The 21,341-nt window shown below is 57.7% G+C and carries 25 protein-coding genes; 3 read left to right on the top strand and 22 right to left on the bottom strand.

Features of this window, described 5'->3' with window-relative positions:
• Positions 1 to 111: 111 nt before the first annotated feature.
• The gene (locus tag PH5382_RS17725) at positions 112 to 840 is read right to left on the bottom strand and encodes an SDR family NAD(P)-dependent oxidoreductase (protein ID WP_058335726.1); all 729 of its coding nucleotides are present in this window, start codon (positions 838 to 840) and stop codon (positions 112 to 114) included.
• A gap of 142 nt (positions 841 to 982) precedes the next feature.
• Between PH5382_RS17725 and argB the strand changes: the two genes are divergently transcribed.
• The 3 genes from argB to PH5382_RS17710 all read left to right on the top strand — a co-directional run bounded on the left by argB (position 983) and on the right by PH5382_RS17710 (position 3,166).
• On the top strand, positions 983 to 1,843 hold the full coding sequence (gene argB / locus PH5382_RS17720; RefSeq protein ID WP_058335725.1) for an acetylglutamate kinase: 861 nt from the start codon (positions 983 to 985) through the stop codon (positions 1,841 to 1,843).
• Positions 1,844 to 1,913: 70 nt separating this feature from the next.
• Entirely contained in the window at positions 1,914 to 2,660 is a 747-nt protein-coding gene (locus tag PH5382_RS17715; protein ID WP_231751928.1) for a ferredoxin, read from the top strand.
• Positions 2,657 to 3,166 carry a SixA phosphatase family protein gene (locus PH5382_RS17710; protein WP_058335724.1) on the top strand — a complete coding sequence of 170 codons (510 nt, stop codon included), beginning with the start codon at positions 2,657 to 2,659 and terminating at the stop codon, positions 3,164 to 3,166. The genes PH5382_RS17715 and PH5382_RS17710 overlap by 4 nt, the downstream gene beginning before the upstream one ends.
• An 86-nt stretch (positions 3,167 to 3,252) precedes the next feature.
• Here the strand turns inward: PH5382_RS17710 and PH5382_RS17705 are convergent, their stop codons facing one another.
• The 21 genes from PH5382_RS17705 to rpsE form a co-directional block, all read right to left on the bottom strand.
• Positions 3,253 to 4,020, bottom strand: coding sequence for an amino acid ABC transporter ATP-binding protein (locus PH5382_RS17705; protein ID WP_058335723.1), 768 nt, complete (start codon positions 4,018 to 4,020; stop codon positions 3,253 to 3,255).
• Positions 4,021 to 4,032: 12 nt separating this feature from the next.
• Positions 4,033 to 5,331, bottom strand: a complete 1,299-nt coding sequence (locus PH5382_RS17700; RefSeq protein ID WP_058335722.1) for an amino acid ABC transporter permease — start codon at positions 5,329 to 5,331, stop codon at positions 4,033 to 4,035.
• Positions 5,332 to 5,334: 3 nt separating this feature from the next.
• Positions 5,335 to 6,567 carry an amino acid ABC transporter permease gene (locus PH5382_RS17695; protein WP_058335721.1) on the bottom strand — a complete coding sequence of 411 codons (1,233 nt, stop codon included), beginning with the start codon at positions 6,565 to 6,567 and terminating at the stop codon, positions 5,335 to 5,337.
• 142 nt (positions 6,568 to 6,709) lie between these two features.
• Positions 6,710 to 7,726 (bottom strand): amino acid ABC transporter substrate-binding protein, encoded by a 1,017-nt coding sequence (locus PH5382_RS17690; RefSeq protein WP_058335720.1) that lies wholly within the window; start codon positions 7,724 to 7,726, stop codon positions 6,710 to 6,712.
• A gap of 231 nt (positions 7,727 to 7,957) precedes the next feature.
• Positions 7,958 to 8,662, bottom strand: a complete 705-nt coding sequence (locus PH5382_RS17685) for an ATP12 family chaperone protein (RefSeq protein WP_058335719.1) — start codon at positions 8,660 to 8,662, stop codon at positions 7,958 to 7,960.
• A gap of 3 nt (positions 8,663 to 8,665) precedes the next feature.
• A complete protein-coding gene (locus PH5382_RS17680; RefSeq protein WP_058335718.1) occupies positions 8,666 to 9,334 on the bottom strand; it encodes an HAD-IA family hydrolase in 669 nt (222 codons plus the stop codon).
• Positions 9,331 to 10,377, bottom strand: a complete 1,047-nt coding sequence (locus tag PH5382_RS17675) for an RluA family pseudouridine synthase (protein ID WP_058335717.1) — start codon at positions 10,375 to 10,377, stop codon at positions 9,331 to 9,333. The genes PH5382_RS17680 and PH5382_RS17675 overlap by 4 nt, the downstream gene beginning before the upstream one ends.
• Complete coding sequence (gene crcB, locus PH5382_RS17670) at positions 10,374 to 10,754, bottom strand: fluoride efflux transporter CrcB (protein WP_058335716.1); 381 nt, start codon at positions 10,752 to 10,754, stop codon at positions 10,374 to 10,376. The genes PH5382_RS17675 and crcB overlap by 4 nt, the downstream gene beginning before the upstream one ends.
• 143 nt (positions 10,755 to 10,897) lie before the next feature.
• Positions 10,898 to 12,217 (bottom strand): replication-associated recombination protein A, encoded by a 1,320-nt coding sequence (locus PH5382_RS17665; protein WP_058335715.1) that lies wholly within the window; start codon positions 12,215 to 12,217, stop codon positions 10,898 to 10,900.
• Positions 12,218 to 12,220: 3 nt separating this feature from the next.
• Positions 12,221 to 13,627, bottom strand: coding sequence for a trypsin-like peptidase domain-containing protein (locus tag PH5382_RS17660; RefSeq protein WP_058335714.1), 1,407 nt, complete (start codon positions 13,625 to 13,627; stop codon positions 12,221 to 12,223).
• 212 nt (positions 13,628 to 13,839) lie between these two features.
• A complete protein-coding gene (gene rplQ, locus PH5382_RS17655; protein WP_058335713.1) occupies positions 13,840 to 14,262 on the bottom strand; it encodes a 50S ribosomal protein L17 in 423 nt (140 codons plus the stop codon).
• 155 nt (positions 14,263 to 14,417) lie between these two features.
• A complete protein-coding gene (locus tag PH5382_RS17650) occupies positions 14,418 to 15,434 on the bottom strand; it encodes a DNA-directed RNA polymerase subunit alpha (protein WP_058335712.1) in 1,017 nt (338 codons plus the stop codon).
• Positions 15,435 to 15,547: 113 nt separating this feature from the next.
• Complete coding sequence (rpsK, locus tag PH5382_RS17645; RefSeq protein WP_058335711.1) at positions 15,548 to 15,937, bottom strand: 30S ribosomal protein S11; 390 nt, start codon at positions 15,935 to 15,937, stop codon at positions 15,548 to 15,550.
• A gap of 15 nt (positions 15,938 to 15,952) precedes the next feature.
• Entirely contained in the window at positions 15,953 to 16,321 is a 369-nt protein-coding gene (gene rpsM / locus PH5382_RS17640) for a 30S ribosomal protein S13 (protein ID WP_058335710.1), read from the bottom strand.
• Between the two features lie 269 nt (positions 16,322 to 16,590).
• A complete protein-coding gene (locus PH5382_RS17635; protein WP_058335709.1) occupies positions 16,591 to 16,983 on the bottom strand; it encodes a hypothetical protein in 393 nt (130 codons plus the stop codon).
• Between the two features lie 159 nt (positions 16,984 to 17,142).
• On the bottom strand, positions 17,143 to 17,787 hold the full coding sequence (locus PH5382_RS17630) for an adenylate kinase (protein ID WP_058335708.1): 645 nt from the start codon (positions 17,785 to 17,787) through the stop codon (positions 17,143 to 17,145).
• Entirely contained in the window at positions 17,784 to 19,148 is a 1,365-nt protein-coding gene (gene secY / locus PH5382_RS17625; RefSeq protein WP_058335707.1) for a preprotein translocase subunit SecY, read from the bottom strand. The genes PH5382_RS17630 and secY overlap by 4 nt, the downstream gene beginning before the upstream one ends.
• Positions 19,149 to 19,257: 109 nt before the next feature.
• Positions 19,258 to 19,728, bottom strand: a complete 471-nt coding sequence (gene rplO / locus PH5382_RS17620; protein ID WP_058335706.1) for a 50S ribosomal protein L15 — start codon at positions 19,726 to 19,728, stop codon at positions 19,258 to 19,260.
• A gap of 317 nt (positions 19,729 to 20,045) precedes the next feature.
• A complete protein-coding gene (locus PH5382_RS17615; protein WP_058335705.1) occupies positions 20,046 to 20,258 on the bottom strand; it encodes a DUF1127 domain-containing protein in 213 nt (70 codons plus the stop codon).
• Between the two features lie 265 nt (positions 20,259 to 20,523).
• Positions 20,524 to 20,712: a 50S ribosomal protein L30 gene (gene rpmD, locus PH5382_RS17610; protein ID WP_054463225.1), complete on the bottom strand. Its 189-nt coding sequence runs from the start codon at positions 20,710 to 20,712 to the stop codon at positions 20,524 to 20,526.
• A 12-nt stretch (positions 20,713 to 20,724) separates the two neighbouring features.
• Positions 20,725 to 21,294, bottom strand: coding sequence for a 30S ribosomal protein S5 (rpsE, locus tag PH5382_RS17605; protein ID WP_058335704.1), 570 nt, complete (start codon positions 21,292 to 21,294; stop codon positions 20,725 to 20,727).
• Positions 21,295 to 21,341: the final 47 nt, after the last annotated feature.

The following is a 21,341-nucleotide window of genomic DNA, read 5'->3' as shown; positions in this document are numbered from 1 at the left end:
GAGCCTAGGTTGGCGGGGCCCTTTGCGTCCCTTGAGGCCCGGCCAACCAAAAGGCCCTGCAAAGAGTAGACGACTTTGCAGGGCCAACTTTTGTTTCAGCGGGAATTACGGTCAAACGTGCTGCGCGCCATTCACTTCGATCTCTGAACCGGAAATGTACGAGCTGTCTGATGAGCACAGGAAGTAGATCGCCGCCGCGACCTCTTCGGGCTGGCCCAGTCGCTGCATCGGCAGCTTTTCGACAATCTTGTCGGTCCCCGGTGACAGAATCGCCGTTTCCACCTCACCTGGTGCGATGGCATTGACCCGCACGCCCAAGGGGCCAAAGTCATGCGCCATTTCGCGCGTCAGCGCCGCCAGCGCTGCCTTGGACGTGGCATAGGCCGCGCCGGCAAAGGGATGCACCCGGCTGCCCGCGATCGAAGTCACATTGACGACTGACCCTTTGGCCGCCGCCAGCTCATCCTTCAGCCCCCGCGCCAGGACAACCGAGGCAAAGAAATTGACGTGAAAGACCTTGCCCCAGGTCATCAGATCAGTGTCCAGCGTGCTCAGCCGCTCCCCATCGGGGCCCTTTGGAGAAATGCCGGCGTTGTTCACCAGCGCGTCGAGCTTGCCACCCAGCCGTTCCTGGATGACGCCGACAGCATTGATGGTATCGCTGGGGTCAGACAGGTCCAGCTGCACGTGATTCTCCTTGCCACCGCCCCACGGGCACTCCTCTGGGAAAGGTTGGCGCGAACATGTGATCACCCGCCAGCCTTCGGCATTGAAGCGGCGCACGGTGGCATGGCCAATACCGCGGCTGGCACCTGTCAGAAGCAGAGTCTTTTGGCGCATATCGCAGGATCCATCTGTTTGAGGGCTTTGGCGCGACCCTATCAGGCGCTGGCCGGGCTGCAATCTCTATGTCGTGCTTGATGTCGCACTTGGCAGCGGTGCCGGAACCGCGTAACACCACATGCCAAAGGGACCCTGAGCCATGAAGAAACAAGATATGAACCGCGATTGGATTGCCACAGCCGAAACCCTGTCGAGTGCGCTGCCCTATTTGCAGCGCTATGACGGGGCCATTGTCGTCATCAAGCTGGGCGGCCATGCCATGGGCAGCGATGAGGCGATGGAAACCTTTGCCCGCGACATCGTGTTGATGCGCCAGGTCGGGGTGAATCCGGTGATCGTCCATGGTGGTGGCCCGATGATCAATGCCATGCTGAACAAGCTGCAGATCCAGTCCGAATTTGTTGATGGCAAGCGTGTCACCGATCAGGCCACCATGGAAGTGGTGGAAATGGTGCTGTCTGGCGTCGTCAACAAGCGAATCGTTCAGGCGATCAACGCACAGGGTGGGCGGGCCGTAGGCCTGTCGGGCAAGGATGCCAACCTGATCACCTGCGATCAGGCCAATGCCGATCTCGGCTTTGTCGGCGCCCCCGCTGAGATGGACCCACAGGTGCTGTATGATCTGTTTGAAAAAGACATCATTCCGGTCATTGCCCCTATTGGTGCAGGCCGCGCTGGTGAAACCTTTAACATCAATGGCGACACGGCAGCCGGCGCCATCGCCACGGCGCTGAACGCTGATCGTTTGCTACTGCTCACAGATGTTTCCGGCGTCAAGGATGGCAGCGGCGAGGTCGTCACCGAGCTGAAAGCCGCAGACGTGGAGCGCATGACCAAAGAGGGCATCATCGCCGGCGGCATGATCCCAAAGACCGAAACCGCCCTGTTGGCTGTTCGGTCTGGCGTACGCGCCTGTACCATCGTGGATGGCCGGGTGCAGAACGCGGTCCTGCTGGAGCTGTTTACCGATCACGGTGCGGGCTCGATGATCCGCGCCTGACACGCCCCAATCTACCCAGAAGGGGCGTAACTGGACGGCGAGAGCCGTTTTTGCCCCCCGCCCTGCCCCGATGCCTGATAGGATCTCTGAAACACCAATTGCGGGGGATCAGATGATAGGGACCAGATCATCCGGTCTTTCCAACGGCCAGACCAGTGGTGCTTACACAGAGATCGAGACTGCGGCTCAGGCCCAGGGCCTGCAGATCTACGGCGCGCTTCATCCTGCTGTTCAACAGGTTTCTGCGCTTTCACAGGGCACATTGGTCCTGCTCGGAACAGGCGATACGTTCTGGTCTGCGTTCACCCAAAGCCCCGAATACCTGGACGGGCACACTGACCCCGTTGATCGCTGGTCCAGCCGCACCATTGGTCAGTTGGCGAAGGATCTCGGTGCAACAGCATATTACCCCTTTGGCGGCCCGCCCTACACGCCCTTTATCAATTGGGCGCTGGCCTCAGGTCGTGCCTTCACATCACCGTCACAGATGATGGTGCATGATGAGGTCGGCATGTTGATTTCCTATCGCGGGGCGCTCCACTTCGATCAAAGCTTTGACATCCCCCCCCCAGTTTTGGCACACTCCCCTTGCGCGACTTGTGCAGCTCAGCCGTGTTTGAACGCATGCCCGGCGCACGCCCTGGTTGACGGATGGCCATATGATTTGGCAGCCTGTCACCATCACCTGGATACCCCTGCCGGAACGCCCTGCATGTCGCAGGGCTGTCTGGCACGACGGGCCTGCCCTCTCAGTGATGGGGCTGGACGGACTTTCGACCAAACTGCACATCACATGAGGTATTTTCACCCATCATGACCCGAACTCTGATTCTGACCCGCCATGCCAAATCCGCCTGGGACACCAATTCGCCCAGCGATCATGCCCGCCCTCTGAACAAGCGGGGCCGCAAATCCGCAGTGGCGCTTGGCCATTGGCTGCGCGAAATAGATCAGGTTCCCGAGCAAATTCTTTCGTCGTCATCCCAACGCACCCGTGAAACCCAGGCGCTGATGGGGTTTGACGTCCCCACCGTTTTTATCGAACGTCTCTATCATGCCAGCTCCGAGATCATTTTTCAGGCCCTGCGCGAGGCCGAACAAAACCGAGTGATGATTGTCAGCCATAACCCCGGCATTGCAGCCTTTGCCCATGCCATTGTAGCCAGCCCGCCTGACCACAGCCGGTTTGACGACTACCCAACCGGCGCCACACTGGTGGTGGAATTCGATATCGACACCTGGGCCGATCTGAATTGGAGCACTGGCAAGGTAAAAGATTTTGTCGTCCCGCGTGAGCTCCTCGGCGAAGATGTAGAGGCGTGACCACACCAACCATCCGTAGCGGATGACAAGAAAAAGGGCTCCCTGGAAAATCCGAGGAGCCCTTTTACATTGCATTTTCGAGCTGATCAGTGGCCGAGAATCTGGCTCAGGAACAGCTGGGTGCGTTCGCTTTGCGGGTTGTTGAAGAACTCTTCGGGTTCATTCTGTTCAACAATCTGGCCCGCATCCATAAAGATCACCCGGTTCGCCACCTGGCGGGCAAAGCCCATCTCGTGGGTCACACAGAGCATGGTCATGCCCTCTTCCGCCAACTCGATCATGGTGTCGAGCACCTCTTTGATCATCTCCGGGTCAAGCGCCGAGGTCGGCTCATCAAACAACATGATACGGGGCATCATGCAGAGCGAGCGGGCAATCGCCACACGCTGCTGCTGACCACCGGAAAGCTGGCCGGGGTACTTATCCGCCTGCTCCGGGATCTTCACCTTTTCGAGGAAATGCATCGCCCGCTCTTCGGCTTCTTTTTTCGGGGTCTTGCGAACCCAGATCGGCGCCAGCGTGCAGTTTTCCAGAATGGTCAGATGCGGAAACAGGTTGAAGTGCTGAAAGCACATGCCCACTTCCGAGCGGATCTTGTCGATGTTCTTCAGGTCATTGGACAGCAGCGTGCCATCCACAACAATCGAACCTTGCTGGTGCTCTTCCAGAGCATTGATACAGCGGATCAGGGTCGATTTGCCCGAGCCCGAAGGCCCACAAATCACGATCCGTTCGCCCTGATTGACGGTCAGGTTGATGTCACGCAGCACATGGAACGAGCCATACCATTTGTTCATGTTGTCAATGGTGATTGCGATTTCGTCAGAGACTTGCATTTGAGAAGTGTCAGCCATTGTCCGGCCTCCTTATCGGTGACCAGTGGCGAGACGACGCTCGAGCCACTGAGAGTATTGAGAAATGCCGTAGCAAACGACGAAGAACAAAGCGGCTGCAAAGCCCAGGAGCTCCCAGTAGACGCCGTTCCACTCGGTCGAGGCAAGAATGGGACCACGGATCATCCCAACCATGTCGAACATCGAAATGACCGACACAAGCGTGGTATCCTTGAACAGGCCAACAGCCACGTTCACGATGCCCGGAATGGAAATCTTCAAAGCCTGCGGCAAGATGATCAAACGCATGGCCTGTGGGTAATCCAACCCCAGACTGTCTGCCGCCTCATACTGCCCGGTCGGAAGCGCTGCCAGCCCGCCACGGATCACCTCAGCGATATAGGCCGCCGAAAACAGGGTGATCATGATAACCACACGCAGAAACAAATCCACGGTCGCATCAGGTGGGAAGAAGTAGGACAGCATCACGGAAGCCACAAAGAGCAGCGTGATCAGCGGCACGCCGCGCACGAACTCGATGAAGACTACGCATATCCATTTGATGAAAGGCATGCTCGACTGACGTCCCAGCGCCAGGGCAATGCCCAGAGGCACCGACAGCGACACGCAGGTCACGCCCAGCATCATGTTCAGCATGAACCCACCCAGATCACGGCTTGGGACAGAGCTCAGCATGGCATTGTCAGAGGCCGCATCAGGGATCAAAAGCCCCCCAAGTTTCCAAATGACCAGGGCCGCTACGATCGCTCCAAAGAACCCCGCAGCAAAACTGCTCTTGCCGTACTTCTGGAAAACCACTCCCGCAGCGACAAACCCAAGCAACGCCACGATTGGCACCAGAATAGAGCCCCCCCAGATCAGCCAAAAGGCTAGGAAGGGATAGACTGCGGTGAATGCCAGCAGCCTACGTGGCAGGTCAAAGAACAGGACCGGTGCCAGTGCAATCAACAGCAGTAGCAATGCCAGGTTGGGGCGCCAGTACTGATCGGTGGGGTATTTGAAGCCATACAGCAGCTGATGCCAGCGTTCCGTCAGAACCGAGAAACAGGCGCCAGCTTTGCCTTCGAGGACCTCACGGCATTCAGCCAGCGACGAGGTCGTCCAGACCCCATTCAAAAGCCAGGGCAGAACATTGCTAAGCAGCGAATAGATCAGCGCCAGCGCGGCCAGCGTCAAGATCGAGTTGGGAATGCTTGAGAACAGGTTCTCACGCACCCACTTGTAGGCGCCGGCCTCACGCGCAGGCGGCGGTGATTCCGGAATCATGCCCTCCGCAACAAAGGCAATCTGTTGTGTTGTTTTGTCACTCATGGCTCAGCGCTCCTTCAGCTTCACGGAGGAGTTATAGACGTTCATCACCATCGAGATGATCAACGACGCGGTGAGATAGAACAGCATCAGCAGCAAAACGCATTCAATCGCGCGGCCGGTCTGGTTGAGGGTAATCCCGCCCAAAGTCGCGGTGATGTCGGCGTAGCCGACGGCAATAGCCAGCGAAGAGTTCTTGGTGATGTTGAGGAAGTTGGAGATCAGCGGTGGAATGATCACACGCAACGCCTGTGGCAAGACCACAAGGTTCATAGTCCGGCTCGGGCGCAGCCCCAGTGCAGCCGCAGCTTCGGACTGCCCCTTGGAGATCGCCTGAATACCTGCCCGCACGTTCTCAGCAATAAAGGCACCGGTATAGATCGACAGCGCAAACCACAGCGCGATCAGCGGTCCGCCAATTTTGATACCGCCCTTAAAGTTAAAGCCCTTCAGCTCTGGAACTTCCCAGGTCAGCCCCATGGCCAGCATCAGCAGTGCAAATGGAATGATCCAGACAGCCAGTGCAATCAGCAGGGTTTTGGGCCGCTCGCCGGTTTCTTCCTGCGTCGCAGTTGCCTTGGCTTCCACCCGGCGCATCACAAAGAATGATCCGGCCAAAACCGCAAGAACGACCAGCCAGTTCAAGGCTGTGGAGGCAAAAAATCCGTTTCCAAACACCGGCATCGGTGTGTAGACGCCACGGTTGGTAAAGGCAAAAAGATCAAACAGCATGCTTGCCGTTGGCTCTGCACCGCGGAATTCGCGCGGGCCAGGCATCACAGCTGTCATGATCGTAAAGATGATGATGATCCAGATCAGCACCGGGATGTTGCGAAACACCTCGACATATACGGCCATCAGTTTGGACACGAGCCAGTTGTTCGACAGGCGCAAGACACCCGCGATCACACCAAATATGGTTGCCGTGATGCAGGCCAGAAAGGCCACCAGCAGGGTGTTTAGAATACCAACAAGCGCAGCGCGCCCATGGCTATCCTGGTTGTCATATTCGATCAGGCGTTGGTTAATATCGTAACCTGCCGAATTGCCCAGAAAGTCATACGAGATATTCAGGCCCGCAGCGCGCAGGTTCTGCAGAAGATTGTTCCCGAGATACCAAATGGCCAAGGCCAGAACCAGCGCCGCAATCGCCTGGAAGGTCAACGAACGATAGCGTGTATCGTTAACCAACATAGACAACCGGAACTGTTCCTTTGGAGGGTCAGTGAGAGTTGACATGAATGAGAGATCCCCGTGGCTTACAGATCGACTGATCGGCAGGGTTGGGTCCCTGCTCGCGTCGGATCTCAAGCGTTTTTGGTTGGATAGTCAGAGAAAGGAAAAAGGGCGCAGGATGTCCTGCGCCCTTTCCTAAGAAGTCTTAGCGGAAGGGAGGCGAGTACAGCAGGCCGCCCTGGGTCCACTGTGCGTTCAAGCCACGTGCCAGACCGATTGGGGTATCTTCACCAATGTTCTTGGCAAAGACTTCGCCGTAGTTGCCGCCAGCGGCAAGCGCGTTTTTGCCCCAGTCAGCGGACAGGCCCAGCATTTCGCCCAGGGTACCTTCGGTGCCCAGAAGACGGTTGATTTCCGGGTTGTTGGTACCGGCAGCCATCTCGGACAGATTGGCCGAAGTTACACCCAGCTCTTCAGCCGTAACCAGTGCGTTCAAAGTCCAGCGCACAACGTCGCCCCACTCGTGGTCGCCATGGCGAACCAGCGGGCCCAGGGGCTCTTTGGAGATGATTTCGGGCAGCAGAACGTGAGCGTCTGGCGCGTCAAAGGTGGCGCGGGTTGCCGCAAGGCCGGACGCATCGGTGGTGTAGACGTCACAGGCACCAGCCAGATACTGCTGCTGAGCTTCGGCGTTGGTTTCGATCGGAACAGGCTCATAAGAGATGTTGTTGGAACGGAAGAAGTCCGCCAGGTTCAGCTCGGTGGTGGTGCCGGTCTGAATGCAGACAGTCGCGCCATCGAGTTCTTTCGCCGAGGAAACACCCAGCTCTTTTGGAACCATGAAGCCCTGACCGTCGTAGTAGTTGACGCCGGTGAATTCGAACTTCAGGTCGACATCGCGCGAGAAGGTCCACGTGGTGTTACGGGCCAGCATGTCGATTTCGCCAGAAGCCAGCGCGGTGAAGCGGGTCTTGCCGGTGGTTGGGACAAATTCAACAGCGGTCGAGTCGCCCAGAACAGCCGCAGCAACAGCGCGACAGACGGCAACGTCAAAACCTTTCCATTCCCCATTCGCATCCGGAGCCGCAAAGCCAACCAGACCGGTGGTCACGCCGCAGTTCAGTTTGCCGCGGGCTTTCACGTCGTCCAGAGTACCGGCAGCAGCAGCACCAGCTGCCAGACCGGCAATGGTCATCGCGCCCAAAATCACGGTATTTTTCATATTTACCTCTTCCTGATGTTCCGCCTGTTGCGGCGGTTTTTTTTACCCGGCACACAAGGTGCCTAAGATGGTGTGAACTGAGGCTGAGCCTCAATTCGTTCAGGAGTTTGGGCGCATTCATCAACAAACGTCAAGTGTATGATCATGAAATTCGATGTCCGGATAGCGTACTTTTCACTATTCGATACAAAATTTCCCTAACGGGGATCAGCTCGGCAATTTGCTGTCTTTTTAGGAAAAGTCATAGAAACTTTTGGCATGCAAAAAGGCAGTGCGTTTCAGGTTTTCTGTGGCTTTGGCTTCATCATCGACGCCCCACTGTTCTTCCTGCCAGGTCTCGTCCAGACGCGAAATGCGCCAAATTTCGTCCGCACTGCGCCAATCTTGGGCTGCTGCAAAGCCCAGAACCAGCGATCCGGACATCGAAACCAGGTCATGGAAGGCTGCCAGCTGAAAGTTGTTCAGCGCATGAACGCTCTGGCGCAGGATCGCGAGCGCTCTCTCATCCTGTCTCTGATGTAGCAGGCCAGTCCGTGTATCAAGCCGCACACCCAGTGTCTGATCCGCCCAATCCAGGGCCGGATTCCAACCCTGTTCCTGACGCATCACCAATTCTTGAGGAGAGTCGGCGCGGTAGCACAAAAGATCCGAATCCCCGTAGTCCGCCAGCATGTCCGCGACTTCCTCGTGCTGATTCGCGACTTTATCGATGGCGGCGTTGGCGGATTTCGTGAACGGCATGGTCTCTGGATTGATGCCTTCGATCTGGGCATCCCATTCCGCCGCAATAGCCTCGGCCATGGCGGCACTGGGTACAACCAATGCGGCTTTGGCCGGCGTTTTAACGCGCCGCCCGTCCAGCTCCACCGTGAACCCAGCCTCAGCTTCACAGGCCTTGGCCTCTTTCCAGAACCGTTTCTGCTTCCAGTCACTCATCGTCTATGCCTTCCAGATCTGTCCGAGCAGCGGTGCCAGTTCGGCAAAACTGCTGATGATATAGTCAGCGCCCAGCTCAGCGGCCGGGTGATACCCCCAGTCCACGGCAATGGTCACAACCCCCGCTGCACGCCCCATATCAATGTCGAAACTTGTGTCGCCAATCATCACCGCATGCGCGGGCTCGACGCCGGTTTCTGCCAGCGCCGTCAGCACCATTGACGGATGCGGTTTTGACGGGTGATGATCCGCCACCTGCCGGGTCACAAAACAATCCAACCCATGCGCTGCGATCAGTGCATCCAAGCCGCGCTGTGATTTGCCGGTGGCCACACCCAACAGGTACTCCGGCACCGCATGCAGCGCCGCCAAGGTTTCCCGCGCGCCAGCAAACAGCGGCGAATGCCCTGCTCCCGCAGCCAGACGTTCAGACATATAGGCCTGTTTGTAACCTTCGACCAAGGCCGCCTGTGTTGCATGGTCTGCCTCAGGTGCCAGTTCGGCCATCGCCAGTGGCAACGAAAGGCCAACAATCGACAGGATCTGCTGGTGCGCCGGAACCGGCAGGCCAACCCCGTCAAAGGCCAGCGTCATTGCTGAAGCAATGGCGCTTTGACTATCCGCAAGCGTGCCATCGACATCAAACAGGATCAGTCGCAGCGGTGCGCTCACAGCAGCCCCTCAAAAGGATCATCTGCTGCCAGATCTTCGGTCCAGCCAAAGGTGTCCCAGCTGTCTTTCATGTGGTCCGGCAGCTCCGCCGTCACCACGATGTCCTTTTTGGTGGTCGGGTGTTCAAACACCATGCGCCGCGCATGCAGATGCAGCTTTTTACTGATCACACCACCAAGCTGTGCGCCCCAGCCATCACCGAGGTTTTCCTGACCCGAGCCACCGTATTTGCCATCGCCAATGATCGGATGGCCAATTTCGGCCATATGTGCACGCAGCTGGTGGGTCCGCCCGGTGACGGGCTCCATCGCCACCCAGGAGGCCCGCCCGGCAACCCGGTATAGCGTGGCATAATAGGTATGCGCCCGCTTCGCACCCGGCGTGCGGTCGATTTCAGACGGGTGCACGGCAATCATCTTTTCGCCTTCACCGCTCGCACCATGACCACCAGCTTTGACCAGCCCGGCCTTGATCTCACCGAGATAGGGCGTCGGCACACCGGCGACCAGAGCCCAGTAGATCTTGCGGGTGTTGCGATGGCGGAAGGCCGCTGTCAGCGCCTTGGCTGCCAGACGGTTTCGCGCCAGCACCAAAACACCGGATGTATCTTTGTCCAGACGGTGCACCAGCCGGGGCTTTTCTTCGGCATCAAAGCGCAGCGCATCTGACAGGCCATCCACGTGTTTTGTCGTGCCGCTACCGCCCTGAACCGCCAGACCCGCCGGTTTGTTCAGCACGATGACATCGTCGTCCTTGTAGATCACGCAGCTGCGGATCATCTTGGCATCCGCTTCCGATATCCGCGCCAGACGCGGTGCGGCTGGTTTAAGATCCGAATCCGCCAGCGGCGGCACCCGCACCACCTGACCGGCAGCGACCCGCGAGCTGGCCTTGACCCGGCCGCCATCCAGTCGCAACTCGCCTTTGCGGCACATCTTTTCGATGCGGCCCTGATTTACATGCGGGAACAGACGGCGCAGCCAGCGGTCGATCCGCTGGTCATCATCCTCGTCGGTAACGGTGATCATCTGTACGCCGCTCATGCGAACACTCCTCTTGCGGCCATCAGGCCCAGAAACAATCCACCAACCGACAGGCCAACAGACAGAAAAACATATAGCGCGGCCTGCCCCAGGGCACCGCGCTCGATCAGATTGGCCGTCTCCAGCGAGAAGGCCGAAAAGGTGGTGAACCCACCAAGCACCCCGGTCATCACCAGCGGGCTGAGATGCGTCAGCCCCTTGTGTGCCGCCGCCACCACAAAAGCCCCCATCAGAAAGGAGCCGATCACGTTCACAGTGATGATGGCCAGCGGGAACTCCTGATGGCCTATGAGGCGCAAAACACCCAGGCCCGTCAGATAGCGGAGCGCTGCCCCGCACGCGCCGCCCAGGGCGACCAGAGATACCGTCGAAATCATCAAGGGTCTCTGGCGTGAGTGAGCTGGGATGTCAAGTTTTCCCCGTTGCGCGCAGCGCAGAGCCGACCCGGCTCGATTGCAGAGCTACAGTCCCACGCGCCTTGCCCATGCATCTTGCCCTCCCGCCTTGGGGCAGGCAGGCGTCAGCTGTTGCGCTGCAGGCGGAGCTTGGCGAAATATTCACTGCGCCGTTTCAACTCCCGCTCAAAACCGCGTTCAACCGGCTGATACAGCATCGGCCGTTTGACCCCATCCGGGAAATAGTTCTGGCCGGAAAAGCCGTCTTCGGCGTCATGATCATAGGCATAGCCGTCGCCGTATCCCTGCTCGGCCATCAGTTTGGTCGGTGCATTCATGATATGCTTGGGCGGCGGTGCAGAACCGGTTTCCTTGGCCAGACGGCGGGCCGCCTTGATGCCGACGTAGACCGCATTCGATTTTGGCGCCAGCGCCAGATAGACGGCGGCATTGGCCAGCGCCAGCTCACCTTCGGGGCTGCCAAGACGTTCAAAGGTCTGCCAGGCATTCAGACAGACAGTGTTGGCCTGAGGGTCCGCCAGACCGATGTCTTCGGTCGCCATCATGGTCAGACGTCGCGCCAGATAGCGCGGATCCTCGCCGCCCTCCAACATCCGTCCCAACCAGTACAGTGCGGCATCCGGATCAGAGCCCCGGATGGATTTGTGCAGGGCCGAAATCAGGTTGTAGTGTTCGTCACCGGATTTGTCGTATTTCGTGGCGCGGCGCATCAAACGTGTCGCCAGCGCCTCGCGCCCCAGCGGCGCGCTGACTTTCCAGGCCGCAACCTGTTCGATCAGGTTAAGCAGTGCCCGACCATCACCATCAGCCATTTCCTGCAGCGCATCACGCGCCTCTGCCGTCAGCGGCAGCGCACGCCCCAACTCTTGCTCGGCGCGTTGCGTCAGGTGTTCAAGATCGGCCAGCGACAGGCGCTCCAGCACCAGAACCTGCGCGCGTGACAGCACAGCGGCATTCAGCTCAAACGAGGGGTTTTCTGTGGTCGCCCCCACCAAAAGGATGGTTCCATCCTCCATATAGGGCAGAAACCCATCCTGCTGTGCTTTGTTGAAGCGATGGATCTCATCGACGAACAGCAATGTGCCCTGCCCGTTCTGACGTCGAATCTTGGCGGCCTCAAACACCTTGCGCAGATCAGGGACGCCCGTGAAGATCGCCGAGATCTGAACAAAATGCAGATCGGTTTCCCGCGCCAAAAGCCGCGCAATAGTGGTTTTGCCAACGCCGGGCGGCCCCCAGAACACCAGCGAGGACAAAGACCCCGACGCCAGCATGACTCCCAAAGGCGCATCCGGTCCCAGGACCTGTTGCTGACCGATGACTTCTGACAAGAGCTGCGGCCGCAAGCGGTCCGCCAACGGGCGGTTTACATCCTTGCCTTTCGCGACCTCTGATATCTCGCCACTGTCGAATAGATCCGCCATCGGTCAGCGCCGCATCCGCAGGCTGACCCGCTGTCCACGTCGGCTCAGATCCAATTGCAGGCGCCGCCCCGCCTCTTGCAGCAATCGCGGCACATCTTCGGCCTCGGCCACCTCTTCTCCATTGATCGCCAGCAGGATGTCACCGGGCTTGACGCCAGCACGCCCTGCATGTGGGCCGGGATCAAGCACCGCAACTCCGGTAGCAGACAGCGGCAATTGCAACCGCACGATGGCAACCGGATTGATCAGGCCAACCGTCAGACCCGGCAAAGCACTATTTTCATTCAGCACAAGTGATTGCGCTGGTGGATCATTCGGCGCCGTAAACATCGCGACCGTCAAGGTTTTGCGCTCCTCGCCGCGCAGGCGGGTCACCTCAGAGGTGCCGCCGGGGCCAACAACAGATATGCGAAACACCATCTCAGAAGGGGAATTCACCACCTGACCGTCGACTTCGGTGATAACGTCCCCCACCTCAAAGCCAGCCATGGCAAAGGGGCTTTTGTCGTGCAGCTCGGAAATCACCATGCCTTCGGGCAACCCCATACCAAGTGAGGCCGCCAGATCCGCATCCACGGGCTGTCCGCTCATCCCGGCCCAGGGCCGCTGGAACCCCTCGGCCCCTGCCTGCGCCTGTTTGACAAATTCCCGAACAAGATTGGCCGGGATGGCAAACCCAATCCCGTTGGAGCCCCCGGACCGGCTGAGGATACGGGTGTTGATGCCAATCAAGTGGCCATTCACATCGATCAAAGCACCACCCGAGTTCCCTGGATTGATCGGCGCGTCTGTCTGAATATAGTAGCCAAATCCCTCGCCGCGGGCCGTGCCGCTTCGCGCCAGACCAGAAACGATACCACTGCTGACCGTCTGGCCGACGCCAAAGGGATTGCCGATGGCCAGAGTAAGCTCACCGACTTCGACCTTATCGCTATCGCGCAGATCGAGATAGGGCAGATCCGCTGCCTCTTCCAGCTGGAGGATAGCCAGATCGCTCGCCTTGTCGGCCAAAACAACCTGCGCGTCATATTCGCGCTTGTCGGTGGTCACCACACGGATCTCGGTCGCCATGCCCACCACATGGTAATTGGACACGACAATGCCATCCTCCGAAAGGATCACCCCGGAGCCGAGCGAGCTTTCAACCCGCGGGCGCGGCGCTGCAAAGCTGCGAAAGAAGTCATCAAAGAAGGGGTCATTCATAAAGGAAGACCGCTGCTGCGTCTGGCGCACGATCTTGGCATAGATATTCACCACCGCTGGCGCTGCCTGTTTGACCAAAGGCGCAAAGCCGAGCGAAATTTCGGCCTGCGACTGTGGAATGCGTGTTTCGGCCTGGCCTTTGGAGGGCAAAACAAGATTGATGGCCAGAGCCAAAGCCAGTGGGGCAAAAAGAACTGCGCGTATCATTGGAACTCCGAAGGATGGATGCCGCAAGTATGGGTACCGACAGGATATGCGGAGGCAAGTCACAGATTGCAAGCGTTCGGCCCGTGCTGCCACGCCGCCGGTGTCAGCGGCCACCGTTCAAAGCACCTCGAATTCGACCTTCTAGGCAAAAGAAAACCCCCGCTTGAAAAACAAGCGGGGGCAAACTGCAAAACCCGGTTGGGCTTATGGTCTTATTCTTCGTCAGCTGCGACTTCAGCAGCCAGACGTGCCTTGTCGGCGGCGCCTTTGGCGGAAACGTCACGGTCGACGAATTCGATGATCGCCATAGGCGCCATGTCGCCATACCGGAAACCAGCTTTCAGGATGCGAACATAGCCGCCCTGACGGTCTTTGTAACGGGGGCCCAGGATGTCAAAGAGTTTGGCGACATACTGGTCTTCTTTCAGGCGCGCGTTGGCCTGACGACGGGCGTGCAGATCGCCACGTTTTGCCAGGGTGATCATCTTTTCGATGATGGGGCGCAATTCTTTGGCCTTTGGCAGAGTCGTTTTGATCTGCTCGTGCTCGATCAGCGAGCCAGCCATGTTAGCAAACAGGGCTTTACGGTGCTCATGAGTACGGTTCAGGCGGCGGTAACCACGTGCGTGACGCATTGTTAAATTCCTTCTTTCGCGTTTTTGCTTTGTCTGTCAGCCGATGCGTGTCAGCTGCTCTCCTTGGGGCATGTGCCCATCTTTTCCCCGCCAGCGCGGGCATTGCTTAAGGGCAGACCGCAGCCTGCCCTTAAAATCGTGTAGCCCAGTGGTTCTTAGAACGTGTCTTCGAACTTCTTGGCCAGATCTTCGATGTTGTCCGGTGGCCAGTCCTCGACATCCATGCCGAGGTGCAGACCCATGCCCGAAAGCACTTCTTTGATCTCGTTGAGCGACTTGCGGCCAAAGTTTGGCGTGCGCAGCATTTCTGCTTCGGTTTTCTGGATCAGATCGCCGATGTAGACAATGTTGTCGTTCTTCAGGCAGTTTGCCGAACGCACAGACAGTTCCAGCTCGTCCACCTTCTTCAGCAGAAGCGGGTTGAACTCGAGACCATCGTCTTCGTCCTGACGGTTCGCCGACTCGGGCTCTTCAAAGTTGACGAAGATCGACAGCTGATCCTGCAGGATGCGTGCGGCATAGGCCAGCGCGTCATCAGGAGTCACGGACCCATCGGTTTCGATCTTCAGGGTCAGCTTATCATAATCCAGCACCTGGCCCTCACGGGTGGGCTGAACGTCATAAGAAACCTTTTTGACCGGCGAGTAGATCGCATCGATCGGGATCAGACCGATAGGCGCGTCTTCCGGCTTGTTCTTCTCGGCAGAGACATAGCCCTTGCCGGTATTCACGGTGAGTTCCATGAACAGGTCAGCGCCATCATCCAGGTGGCAGATGACGTGATCGCGGTTCAGAACCTCGATACCTGCGCTTTCAGAGATGTCACCAGCGGTAACAACAGCTGGACCCTTGGCATTGATCGACAGGCGCTTGGGGCCTTCGACTTCCATGCGCAGGCTGACGCCCTTGAGGTTCAGGATGATATCGGTGACGTCTTCACGCACACCGGCAACGCTGGAAAATTCGTGCAGAACGTTGTCGATCTGTACGCTGGTGATCGCAGCACCCTGCAGCGAGCTCATCAGCACGCGACGCAGTGCGTTACCCAGTGTCAGACCAAAGCCACGCTCTAGTGGTTCGGCAATAATGGTTGCCTGACGTGCGGGATCGTTGCCCGGCTTTGCTTCAAGCTGTGTTGGCTTGATCAGCTCTGCCCAATTTTTATGGATCATGCAGTCCCTCCATTCCTGTCTGTACCTCATGTCCGAAGGTGCAGACGCCCGAGGTTAAAATGACGGACTGGGGCCCGGCGAATCAAGCGGGGCCCCAGCGTAAGTCTCGAATATTAGACGCGACGGCGCTTTGGCGGACGGCAGCCGTTGTGCGCGATCGGTGTCACGTCACGGATCGAGGTGATGTTGAACCCAGCCGCAGCCAGAGCGCGCAGAGCCGATTCACGACCGCCGCCAGGACCCTGGACTTCAACTTCAAGGGTTTTAACACCGTGTTCCTGCGCTTTTTTGCCTGCGTCTTCTGCAGCCATCTGAGCCGCATAAGGAGTCGATTTACGCGACCCTTTGAAGCCCATGGAACCTGCGGAGGACCAGGAAATAGCATTACCCTGAACGTCGGAGATCAGGATTTTGGTGTTGTTGAACGAAGAGTTCACGTGAGCAACGCCGGTGGCGATGTTCTTGCGCTCTTTACGCTTAGTACGAGTCTTATCGCGTGCCATTGATCAAACCCTCCCTTACTTCTTCTTGCCAGCAATGGCCTTTGCGGGGCCTTTGCGGGTGCGAGCGTTGGTGTGGGTACGCTGACCGCGAACGGGCAGGTTACGACGATGGCGCAGGCCGCGATAGCAACCAAGATCCATCAGGCGTTTGATGTTCATCTGGGTTTCACGACGCAGGTCACCTTCGACGGTGAAGGTAGCATCGATGTGCTCGCGGATGGCCAGAACTTCGGCATCAGACAGCTCATTGACGCGACGCGACGCATCAATGCCAACGGCTTCGCAGATTGCGGCCGCCGAGGTGTTACCGATTCCGGTGATATAGGTGAGGGCGATAGGTACCCGCTTTGCAGTGGGGATGTTTACGCCGGCAATACGTGCCACGTTTCACTTTCCTTTTCGTTGCGGTTCCGTAGTACCAGAACCTTTTTTCACAACGCTTGACCTTGGCAGTGTCGCCGTAAGCCCAGCATTTTGAGGTGATCATGCAGGCAAAGAACTTGCCCACGTGGAATCATCCCGTGAAGGGATGGGCTTGCGTATGAGGATTTCCGGGAAGCGTCAACCCGTGATCTGGTTAACGCGGAGCTTTTCCAGCTCGGCGACAGAGTTTCGTCACGGATTGCCCGGCAGGAACCGCCTGGATGCCTCATTTAAGATCGGCAGCGGTAGAAACGCAGCGGATCCGCATCCCCGGTAAAGATCGAGACAAGATCAGGCTGATCTGGATCCGTAACGACCGTAAACAGTTGCGGCTGATACTCTGGTCCCGGCATTTCGCATTGGCCCACATGCGTGCGCACCTGATAGCTGTTCCATTGGAAATCAATATTGGGGCTGAAAGAACAAAAATATTCCAACGAGCTATAGCCATCTGCGCCCAGAAGCAGCCCGCCTTCGCCGGCGTAGTCCAGATCGCCATCAGGGCTACCCAACACAATATCACACCCTTCGGGGCTGTCGACAAACAGACCCTGTGCCGCAACCGGCCCCGTCAGAACCAGAGCCAGCGAACCGGCGCAAATTGAACCAAGTAGAGTTTTCATAAATCACTTTCCCAATCAGGCAGAATACTCTCCTATACTGCACAAATACCTTCGCCCATGGGAAGCCTTCTGCGGCTTGCAAAAACTAAAATCCGCACAAACAAAAAAGGGAAGCCACAAGGCTCCCCTTCTTAATTTCTGACTATCAGGCAGAGCGTTTTAGTCCAGTGCAGCCGCAATGTCTGCCGCGACCGCTTCCATCGATTGCAGGCCGTCAACGGACTGCAGCTGACCCTTGGCGTAATAGTATCCCAGCAATGGTGACGTCTTTTTGTAATACTCCATCAGACGAGTCTTGAGGCTGTCCTCATTGTCGTCTGCACGGCGCTTCACATCTGTACTGCCACAATTGCTGCATTTGCCATCGGCGGGCCAGGGTTTGGTCTGGTCGTGATAGACCTCTCCGCAGCCACCGCAGGTGGAGCGACCGGTGATGCGCGCGACCAAGGCGCTGTCATCGACAGCCATCTCGATCACTGCATCCAGCTTAAGCCCCATTTCGGCCAGCAAGTCACCGAGTGCATCGGCCTGTCCCAACGTGCGCGGGAAGCCATCAAAGATGAAACCACCCTCAGCACCTTCGGCGATTTTTTCACGGATCAAACCAATGACGATCTCATCCGTGACCAGCTCACCACGGGCGATGACGTCCGCGACCTTTTTGCCCATTTCAGAGCCATTCGCCTGGGCTTCGCGCAGCATGTCACCGGTAGACAGCTGCACCATGCCGCGATTTTCAACCAGGTGACGCGCCTGCGTCCCCTTGCCCGCACCGGGCGGGCCCAAGAGAATGATATTGGTCATCGGCGAGATGGCCCCCGTTTTGCACGTTTTTTGTTACGCCCGCGCAGCTGGCTCTTCTCGATGAGGCCTTCATACTGATGCGCAAGCAGATGGCTCTGGGCCTGCTGAATGGTATCCATGGTCACCGACACGACGATCAGGACCGAGGTGCCACCAAAGTAAACCGGGAAGGCAAACTGACCGCGCAAAACTTCAGGCAGGACACAGACCAAAGCCAGATAGAACGAGCCCAGAACCAAGACACGGTTCACAACATATTCAATATATTCAGCGGTTTTCTTACCGGGGCGAATACCCGGTACAAAACCGTTCTGGTTCTTCAGGTTATTTGCAACTTCCTCGGGCTTGAAGGCCACGTTGAAGGTGTAGAAATAAGCAAAGAACACGATCATCGACACGAAGAACAGCAGATACAGCGGTTGGCCGGGGCCAAAGTTGGCCAAAAGCCAAGACATCACCGGACCGCTGGTGGCACCAGATGAAAAGGTCGAAATGGTTGTCGGCAGCAGCAAAAGCGAGCTGGCAAAGATCGCCGGGATTACGCCTGCTGGGTTCACCTTGACCGGCAAGTGGCTGGAGCCACCGTCATAGACTTTCATGCCAACCTGACGACGTGGGTACTGGATGTGGATCTTGCGCAGCGCACGTTCCATGAAGACCACGAACATGATTACGGCGATGACCATCAGGATAACACCGATGATCACAGCAGGGCTGATGGCGCCGGAGCGGCCAGAAGCAAAGAACTGCGCGATCGAAGCAGGAACCTCGGCGATGATGCCAACGAAGATGATCAGCGAAATACCGTTGCCGATGCCACGCTGGGTGATCTGCTCGCCCAGCCACATCAGGAACATGGTGCCGCCCACCAGCGTGATCATGCAAGCCATGCGGAAATACATGCCCGGATCGGTGGCCAGATCACCGGCCTCCAGTGACACGGCCAGACCATAGGCCTGCGCGGTCGCTAGCGCGACGGTGCCGTAACGGGTGTATTGGTTGATTTTCTTGCGGCCCTGATCGCCCTCTTTTTTGAGCTGTTCAAGTGCCGGAACCATCGAGGTCAGCAACTGGACAATGATCGAGGCCGAAATATAGGGCATGATGCCCAGGGCAAAGATGCCCATACGGCCAAGCGCGCCACCGGTGAACATCGACACCATGCCGCCGATGCCCTGCCCCGCCGCTTCCATAAACTCTCGCAGGGCGCCTGAATCGATGCCTGGAACCGGAATAAAGGTGCCGAGGCGATATACGATCAGAAGGCCAAGCGTAAACAGGATGCGATTGCGCAGATCCGTGGCTTTGCCAAGTGCGGACCAGCTGGTGTTCGCTGCCATTTGTTCTGCTGCTGATACCATGAAATGGGTCTCTTCTTGCGAAAACGCCGCCCGGAACCGTTTTCCGGCTCGGACGGCGTATTGGAAAACTGTGACCTATGTAAGCGGCATCAAGGCCGCTCACAAGCCGTTACTCGGCGGCGGCTGCAGTTGCCACGGTCAATGCGCCACCGGCCTTTGCAACTGCTTCAACAGCTGCGGCAGATGCGCCAGTAACCGAGATGGTCGCTTTTGCAGTGAATTCGCCTTTGGCCAGGACGCGGATACCGTCCTTTTTGCGACGGATCAGGCCGGAAGACACCAGAGTATCTTCGGTGATCGACGCGGCGTCCAAACGACCCAGGTCGATGAATTTCTGGATCAGGCCCAGGTTCACAACGGCGAATGCCTTGCGGTTTGGCTTGTTGAAGCCGCGCTTAGGCAGACGTTGGTACAAAGGCATCTGACCGCCCTCATAGCCGTTGATCGAAACACCCGAACGGGATTTCTGACCTTTGATACCACGGCCACCCATTTTACCCTTGCCGGAGCCGGGACCACGGGCAACGCGCATGCGTTTTTTGGTTGCGCCTGGATTGTCGCTGAGTTCGTGAAGTTTCATGTCGCTTCTCCTGTGCCGGATGTGACCCCTGAAGCGTAGAGAGGGTCAACCACGGCTTGTGTACAAATGATTCCATGGCCCCAAAGGAGCCACCGCTGGCGTATAGCCCCCCAGCCGAACCGGATCAAGCCCTAGCAGGACTGCGCCCCTCACATTGACGTGCCACCCACTCAAACCCAAGCCAAGCCCGACCAAGCCAAGCCAAGCCCGGCCAAACCTAATCGCCCCCGCAAGACAAAAAACGCCCCCGCAGAGTGCAGAGGCGCTTTCAGAACCAAAACCGAGGGAGGAGGGCTCTGGCTGGTTAACTCATCAGATCACAGATGGTAGACATGCTTACGGGCGATATCGGCGATATCGCAGCGACGCACACCAATGTCAGCCAACTCTCGGTTGGTGAGGCGCGACAGCTGCGCATAGGTGCGTTTGTATTCCCGGCTCATGGCCCAGTTGGCTGTCGCCTGGGCCGCAAAAGCGCGCAGGCGCGCGATGAGGCCAAAATCAGATGTGTGTGTATAGGCGTGTGCCATAGGAGTGTCCTTCATTCATAGCCGGAGCGTATTCCCCAGCTCTTGTTCGGTGCCTTTTTAGGTACCTTTGAAATAAAGGATTTATTTTACGGCAAACAACAGATGGGCAGGTCTACCCGTCATGCGCTGAATGCATAGGCCAAACCGCATCGCACCGCGTGCAACAGGGTCTGACATCAGCAAGCCATCCGTACCGGACAGCGTACCAAAGAAAAAACGCCCCCGGTTTCCCGGAGGCGCTTTCATCAGGTCTCACGAAAGAGGCTTAATCGCGCTCTTCGATGATCTCTACCATGTGAGAGATCTTGCGAACCATGCCACGAACCGAAGGCGTATCTTCGAGTTCACGGGTTTTGTGCATCTTGTTCAGACCCAGACCGATCAGCGTTGCGCGCTGGTCGGCGGGACGGCGGATTGGAGAACCAATCTGCTTAACAACGATAGTTTTAGCCATGTGTCCGTCTCCTTACGCTTCAGCGGTTTCGGCAACAGGTGCTTCGTCCCGCTTGGGCAGGATGTCGGCGACCTTTTTACCACGACGCTGTGCAACCGAACGGGGGCTCTGCTCTTTGGTCAGACCGTTCAGGGTTGCGCGGATCATGTTGTAGGGGTTCTGCGAGCCGATCGACTTCGAGACAACGTCTTTGACGCCGAGCATCTCGAATACTGCACGCATGGGACCACCGGCGATGATACCGGTACCTTCAGGTGCGGTACGCATCACAACCTTGCCGGCGCCGTGGCGACCGTCGATGTCGTGGTGCAGGGTACGACCCTCTTTCAGAGGTACACGAACCATCTGGCGCTTGGCTTGCTCAGTCGCCTTGCGGATGGCCTCGGGTACTTCTTTCGCTTTACCTTTGCCAAAGCCAACGCGGCCTTTTTGGTCACCAACAACAACCAGGGCTGCAAAACCAAAGCGCTTACCGCCTTTTACAGTTTTGGAGACACGGTTGATCGCGACCAGGCGATCTGCGAATTCAGGTGTTTCTTCTTCGCGACGGCCACGGCCACGGCGATTTTCACGTTCTGCCATTAGGCATTCCTTTCAGGATGGCGCTTGGCGCCTTTTATTCCAATCCA

It is taken from the genome of Phaeobacter sp. CECT 5382, assembly GCF_001457775.1.
Lineage (GTDB): Bacteria > Pseudomonadota > Alphaproteobacteria > Rhodobacterales > Rhodobacteraceae > Pseudophaeobacter.
This window is presented reverse-complemented; position numbering and strand designations above follow the sequence as displayed.

What these genes read in the sequence shown, in the direction of transcription:
- PH5382_RS17725 (WP_058335726.1), bottom strand. Translation starts at nt 840, where the DNA reads ATGCGCCAAAAGACTCTGCTTCTGACAGGTGCCAGCCGCGGTATTGGC.
- argB (WP_058335725.1), top strand. Translation starts at nt 983, where the DNA reads ATGAAGAAACAAGATATGAACCGCGATTGGATTGCCACAGCCGAAACC.
- PH5382_RS17715 (WP_231751928.1), top strand. Translation starts at nt 1,914, where the DNA reads ATGCCTGATAGGATCTCTGAAACACCAATTGCGGGGGATCAGATGATA.
- PH5382_RS17710 (WP_058335724.1), top strand. Translation starts at nt 2,657, where the DNA reads ATGACCCGAACTCTGATTCTGACCCGCCATGCCAAATCCGCCTGGGAC.
- PH5382_RS17705 (WP_058335723.1), bottom strand. Translation starts at nt 4,020, where the DNA reads ATGGCTGACACTTCTCAAATGCAAGTCTCTGACGAAATCGCAATCACC.
- PH5382_RS17700 (WP_058335722.1), bottom strand. Translation starts at nt 5,331, where the DNA reads ATGAGTGACAAAACAACACAACAGATTGCCTTTGTTGCGGAGGGCATG.
- PH5382_RS17695 (WP_058335721.1), bottom strand. Translation starts at nt 6,567, where the DNA reads ATGTCAACTCTCACTGACCCTCCAAAGGAACAGTTCCGGTTGTCTATG.
- PH5382_RS17690 (WP_058335720.1), bottom strand. Translation starts at nt 7,726, where the DNA reads ATGAAAAATACCGTGATTTTGGGCGCGATGACCATTGCCGGTCTGGCA.
- PH5382_RS17685 (WP_058335719.1), bottom strand. Translation starts at nt 8,662, where the DNA reads ATGAGTGACTGGAAGCAGAAACGGTTCTGGAAAGAGGCCAAGGCCTGT.
- PH5382_RS17675 (WP_058335717.1), bottom strand. Translation starts at nt 10,377, where the DNA reads ATGAGCGGCGTACAGATGATCACCGTTACCGACGAGGATGATGACCAG.
- crcB (WP_058335716.1), bottom strand. Translation starts at nt 10,754, where the DNA reads ATGATTTCGACGGTATCTCTGGTCGCCCTGGGCGGCGCGTGCGGGGCA.
- PH5382_RS17665 (WP_058335715.1), bottom strand. Translation starts at nt 12,217, where the DNA reads ATGGCGGATCTATTCGACAGTGGCGAGATATCAGAGGTCGCGAAAGGC.
- PH5382_RS17660 (WP_058335714.1), bottom strand. Translation starts at nt 13,627, where the DNA reads ATGATACGCGCAGTTCTTTTTGCCCCACTGGCTTTGGCTCTGGCCATC.
- rplQ (WP_058335713.1), bottom strand. Translation starts at nt 14,262, where the DNA reads ATGCGTCACGCACGTGGTTACCGCCGCCTGAACCGTACTCATGAGCAC.
- PH5382_RS17650 (WP_058335712.1), bottom strand. Translation starts at nt 15,434, where the DNA reads ATGATCCATAAAAATTGGGCAGAGCTGATCAAGCCAACACAGCTTGAA.
- rpsK (WP_058335711.1), bottom strand. Translation starts at nt 15,937, where the DNA reads ATGGCACGCGATAAGACTCGTACTAAGCGTAAAGAGCGCAAGAACATC.
- PH5382_RS17635 (WP_058335709.1), bottom strand. Translation starts at nt 16,983, where the DNA reads ATGAAAACTCTACTTGGTTCAATTTGCGCCGGTTCGCTGGCTCTGGTT.
- PH5382_RS17630 (WP_058335708.1), bottom strand. Translation starts at nt 17,787, where the DNA reads ATGACCAATATCATTCTCTTGGGCCCGCCCGGTGCGGGCAAGGGGACG.
- secY (WP_058335707.1), bottom strand. Translation starts at nt 19,148, where the DNA reads ATGGTATCAGCAGCAGAACAAATGGCAGCGAACACCAGCTGGTCCGCA.
- rplO (WP_058335706.1), bottom strand. Translation starts at nt 19,728, where the DNA reads ATGAAACTTCACGAACTCAGCGACAATCCAGGCGCAACCAAAAAACGC.
- PH5382_RS17615 (WP_058335705.1), bottom strand. Translation starts at nt 20,258, where the DNA reads ATGGCACACGCCTATACACACACATCTGATTTTGGCCTCATCGCGCGC.
- rpmD (WP_054463225.1), bottom strand. Translation starts at nt 20,712, where the DNA reads ATGGCTAAAACTATCGTTGTTAAGCAGATTGGTTCTCCAATCCGCCGT.
- rpsE (WP_058335704.1), bottom strand. Translation starts at nt 21,294, where the DNA reads ATGGCAGAACGTGAAAATCGCCGTGGCCGTGGCCGTCGCGAAGAAGAA.